The following is a 4,622-nucleotide window of genomic DNA, read 5'->3' as shown; positions in this document are numbered from 1 at the left end:
ACTAGGGCTAAGTTTCCGTCCAAGAAGCCAGTACATAAGGGGGCAGGAGTTAAATTGGAAACACTTACTTTTTCTGTAATCAATACTGCTTAGAGCTTAACCGAACCGTATTGCTATTGGTGCTGTCTATATTGCCCGAATTGGGCATTATGTTGGGTTTTTGATCAGCGTCATCCTGAGATTTTTTTGCTCTGCGAGTCCAAGATGAAGTAATTTTCGCAATTGGTAGCTCAAGATTGCTCATAAAAGCTGACCAACGTTGATTTAAAGCATCTTTATCCAACCAAAACTCTAAGCGTCTGGGACATCCGGTATATTTTTCTTGGAGTAATCCTCTGGCTTTAAGAAATTTTCGAGCTGTTTCTTGTTGTTTTCGAGTCAGTCCAGTTTCTTCCTCAATCTCGGCTTGAGTTTTATAAATCCAACCTTCAGGATTTTTTTGTTTACCCAGCCAGTAATACATTTGACATAAAAACAAATTTGGTAAAACGCCACCAGTAACTTCAACTAGCTTTGGATAATAAGCAACAGAGTTGCCAAGGTCTATTAAAAAATCGGTTAACTTCATAAGAACCCCCTGCTGATGTTTTGGGATGTAATACATTCAAAAATTTTTCAATCTGACTAATAGAATTCGATATTTGGAAGATACGATAATGTTTTATAGACAGAACGAATTACCTTTTACCACCAACGTGCGGTCGAAAAGTTAGATTAATCCGTGTGCTAACGACCTTATTGGTCTTCGGAACTTGATGCAGATGGGTACTCTGACAGCCTGGAACCATCACCAGCAGACTCCCATGCTCTAGCCAAAAATCAGTAGACTTACCCCCAATGGGCTTGATTTGGAATTTCCTCACTGAACCCAGGCTGACAGAGGCGATCGCTGGGTTAAATCCCATCGAAGCTTCACTGTCGTTATGCCAGCCGATACTGTCTTGTCCGCTCCTATATTGATTGCCAATGACAATGCGAAATTTATAACCAGCAGTTGCGGTGATTCTGTCGCGTAACTTAGCCAGAGCGTCTGTCCAAGGTAGTGGTTTGAGTAGTACGCTTTTAGAGTAGAGGTAATCACAGCCTTCATCGCCATAAATGCACTCTAGGCGAGGCACAGGCATTGTCTTACCCAGCATACGTATTTGATTCTGTTGCCATTGCAGTTGTTGACAATGTTGGTAGAGTTCGTCAGCTTCAGTAAGAGTGAGAAACTCTGGATAATAGTTGACTGGTAAAGTAGAAGCAGATTCAGGAAATAAAGTTAGTTGTTGCATAATTCTCCTTTGGCAATCGCTTGAACAATTTCTTCTGCCCGTTCTTGTGAAATAGCCTGTTCTGGATTTTTATAAAATCCAATAATTTCTGATTTGGGACGAATAATAATTTGCTGCCCTGTTGCGCCCTTGTCCCACACAAAGCACGAGATGGTAACGTTATCGGTAGCCCAACGAGTACCTCGTTTGTCTTTCCGAAAGCAGAAGCGGGGCAAAATCAGTACAAGTGACGGCGGGTATTGTTGTAAGAAATCCGCCCGATCATCACAGGGTTCGAGAAAGCTGGTCAGAAGGAATGCGGCTACACCGATACGCGCTTTCTGGTACGCATTTTTGATAATTGGTGCAGCAAACTCTGCGTATGGTGGGTTAGTACAAATCCAATCGCACTCTGGAAATTTTTCCCATGATTCGGCTAATTTTGCATCGTAGTGAAAATGTGCCTGCTTGTTCGGATCGATGTCGTTAGTCCAGATATATTCTGTATGAGGCCACACATTCAACAAAGAAGCGATCGCCCCATGTCCGACACATGGCTCACCAATCACACCAGATAACGGAACATGACGCAGTAGTTCAGTTGTGAACCATGATGGAGACTCATAAAAGTTTAGAGGATGTCGGGTGACAGTTTCGATGACGGTGATTTCTGGTGCTAATAATGGTGCAACGGTCATACTTCATCCTCACTAAATTCAATGTGGCTTAAAGTCTGAAGTTCAACAGCTAATCCACTTAAGAAATTTTGGAGTTCGACTGTTGCTAATTCTTTGGATATCTCTTTTTCTGAGGTGTAAATAAGTTGCTTGTGATGCCCAAAGTAAACTTCTGTGCGAGTTAAGTTTTGCTCTGTATCAGTTAACAGAGTCAAAGTAAATCTTCCAAGTTTGCAAAAGTAATAAGGACTTTTTGGATTCCAAGACTTTCCAAGCTGCCAAGTTATTTGGAGCTTTTTACCAATGTGAACGCTGATAGATTCAAAATCAACGTGGAAAATGTTCAGCAAGGGAAGCATTTCGCCACTGTTGTAATGGTCTACAACTTGCTGCCTAATACCTGATTCTGCTAAATCATCAGGAATATCAATGTGAGCTTCAGATGAAATTTTTTTAACTACTGTAACTATGGCTTTCATATCCGTTACCCTGAAAACAAGGAGTGATTGTGTGTGGCGATTGTTACTTATAAAGCGGCAATCGCTTTTTATTTTGATTGTTAGAAATCTTGAGTGACGACACTTTCTGGGATATGTATTATTTGCTAAAGAAGTCCTCTTTGTAACGAATAATGTCAAAATAATGTTAGTTGCTTGACTATGTGAAAGAGAAGCTTTTAATGTTATTGATAATATTCGGTGCTTCAGCAATAACTTGCATCTGTAGTTCCTAGTTAGCGAACGTTTCTGTGGTGAGGGCGTTCGCTTTCACTTGGTCAGCACTGGTTCCTTTTTGCTAGCGAAAGCACCAGCCTGCCTTAGCGCTACACCAGGGCTGAGATGAGCGAAGAACTCTTCTACAGCTTTGGTCAAGCCTGCTGCAACAGTCGGCTCGTGACAAGCGTAGACATAGATCGGCTGTTGCACACCATTAACCAATCGCGTTTCTTGGCGCTCGTCTAACTGTGGGTAAAACGTGCGAACCCATGTCCCAAGATGTCCCCGGTAGTGAGGTCCACTGATAGGGACTTTCTTTCCAAGCTCAATCTCAGCAAAGTTGACTACGCCAAGCCAGCGTTCTTCTGAAGGGGTTAACAATTTCCTGTTGTGTTCTGCCAGAAGATTCCCGGCATAGTCTTTAAATTGCTGTTCCATGTATGGGTTGAGTCTGCCACCAGTTAACTCAGCTAAAGTTTTCATGGCCAGGACAAGAGTATGCAATCGTTGTTCAACTGGGGGGAGGGAAGGAGTTTGAGAAGGAGATACTGGTGTAATTTTTGGAACAGCTACTACCAAGTCTAAAATGATGGTTCTGACTTGGGCTGCTACCTCAGACTCAGTTAGTAGCATTGCAATGCGAAGCGCACCCAAAGGTGAAAAGACTCTCACTTGGGCTGTTCGGGATGCTCGCTCCAATTTGGAGCGAGCATCAGACAAGTCTTTACCAGTCAATTTTTTGGTTTCGTTATCTCGAAACTCCTTGCTGTTTCTCTCGTAGATATGCTTAATACCTGGTATAGAACATTGAAAGTACTGAGCCAACTGCTCAACTGTTGCCCAACCTTGCCCATTCCAAAGAGCGAACACAAAAGCCTTTGCTTTGTTTAAAACATCACTGGAACGGGCATCATCAAGGTTAGAAAGCGTGGAAGTTCTCAATGAGGGAGATTCGATTAAAACATTTTGATTGAAAGGTGAATTCATCTTGACTCCTAACTAAATTTCAAAATTTTAAACGTTGATTTCAACACAAGTTCTTAAGTCATATTTCACTTCAGCTAAACTTCCATTGATTGTTGTTCTGTGTGCAATAATGAGAAATCTGTAGCGGAAGGATAATTTCCGTGCGTTCATCTAAAGTAATGGCATTCCTTTAGGTGAACGCTTTTGTATTAAATAGAAGTTTCTCGATTTTGGTCTAACTCCCATTGCAGATAAGTTAAGGCAGTGCTAGCGTTGGCAATATTTAAGTCAGGCTGATATCCTTTCTCTAACAATTGTTTGTAGTTTGTGTTTGCAGCAATTTCGGATATCAGGGTTTGCGCTTGTTCAATTAATGGGTGCATATTTGGGTTAGACAAATCAAAGCCAAGTCGTGAACATAAATCTTTTGCCTTTACACCTATTGTTCCTGGCTCAATCTCGGTTCCTAACTCTTCAAGAAGAGATTGGAAATCAGGGTGTTGAGCGTTAATTTCAATCTCAAATAAGTTTCCGCTTCGTCTGGCTGTAGTTGCCCAATCGGGTAAAGTTTTGGGAATGGTCTTCGCGTAAAGTTTCATGATTTTTTCCTCTGGGATTCATAACCTAAAAATCTTCGGCAATCTCCAACAAAAAGCCGCGTCCCGTATTTTGTACTTGCACCAGTTCTCTATCCAGCAGGGTTTGAATGACTGAATCGGAGAATTGGAATTGCAAACGGTGCAATGGAACACAGCCACCGCAAAGCTGAAGTAAACGCAGCAAGTGCTTGGCTCTAGCCTCAAAGTTATCTGTAGACTTAGCCGTAACCGTTCACAGGATAAGAAACGCTACAGTCAAAAATGGGTTACTGAGATGGTAGATTAAGAGGCATGGATGAAAACTGCCTCGCCTACGGAATTGAAATTTCCGACTCAGATTGGGAAAAGACTCCAGCCAGCATCAAACAACTGGTGGAGAAAATGGGGCAGCATATAAAGCAATCAGAA

Annotated in this window: 7 protein-coding genes; all 7 read right to left on the bottom strand. The window is 41.9% G+C overall.

What is annotated here, in order from left to right:
- Positions 1-79: 79 nt before the first annotated feature.
- A complete protein-coding gene (locus tag H6G97_RS45985) occupies positions 80-568 on the bottom strand; it encodes a hypothetical protein (RefSeq protein ID WP_190947082.1) in 489 nt (162 codons plus the stop codon).
- 109 nt (positions 569-677) lie between these two features.
- Entirely contained in the window at positions 678-1,277 is a 600-nt protein-coding gene (locus H6G97_RS45980; protein ID WP_190947081.1) for an alpha-ketoglutarate-dependent dioxygenase AlkB family protein, read from the bottom strand.
- Positions 1,265-1,954, bottom strand: coding sequence for a hypothetical protein (locus H6G97_RS45975; protein ID WP_190947080.1), 690 nt, complete (start codon positions 1,952-1,954; stop codon positions 1,265-1,267). Before H6G97_RS45975 ends, H6G97_RS45980 begins: the two co-directional genes overlap by 13 nt.
- A complete protein-coding gene (locus H6G97_RS45970; RefSeq protein ID WP_190947083.1) occupies positions 1,951-2,412 on the bottom strand; it encodes a hypothetical protein in 462 nt (153 codons plus the stop codon). The genes H6G97_RS45975 and H6G97_RS45970 overlap by 4 nt, the downstream gene beginning before the upstream one ends.
- 288 nt (positions 2,413-2,700) lie before the next feature.
- Positions 2,701-3,636: a hypothetical protein gene (locus H6G97_RS45965; protein ID WP_190947079.1), complete on the bottom strand. Its 936-nt coding sequence runs from the start codon at positions 3,634-3,636 to the stop codon at positions 2,701-2,703.
- Positions 3,637-3,824: 188 nt separating this feature from the next.
- The gene (locus H6G97_RS45960) at positions 3,825-4,214 is read right to left on the bottom strand and encodes a hypothetical protein (RefSeq protein ID WP_190947078.1); all 390 of its coding nucleotides are present in this window, start codon (positions 4,212-4,214) and stop codon (positions 3,825-3,827) included.
- A 25-nt stretch (positions 4,215-4,239) separates the two neighbouring features.
- Entirely contained in the window at positions 4,240-4,398 is a 159-nt protein-coding gene (locus H6G97_RS45955) for a hypothetical protein (RefSeq protein WP_190947077.1), read from the bottom strand.
- Positions 4,399-4,622: the final 224 nt, after the last annotated feature.

The sequence above is a fragment of the Nostoc flagelliforme FACHB-838 genome, from assembly GCF_014698065.1.
Classification (GTDB): domain Bacteria; phylum Cyanobacteriota; class Cyanobacteriia; order Cyanobacteriales; family Nostocaceae; genus Nostoc; species Nostoc flagelliforme_B.
The sequence above is the reverse complement of the archived record's forward strand: the minus strand, read 5'-3'. Positions and strand labels throughout refer to the sequence as shown.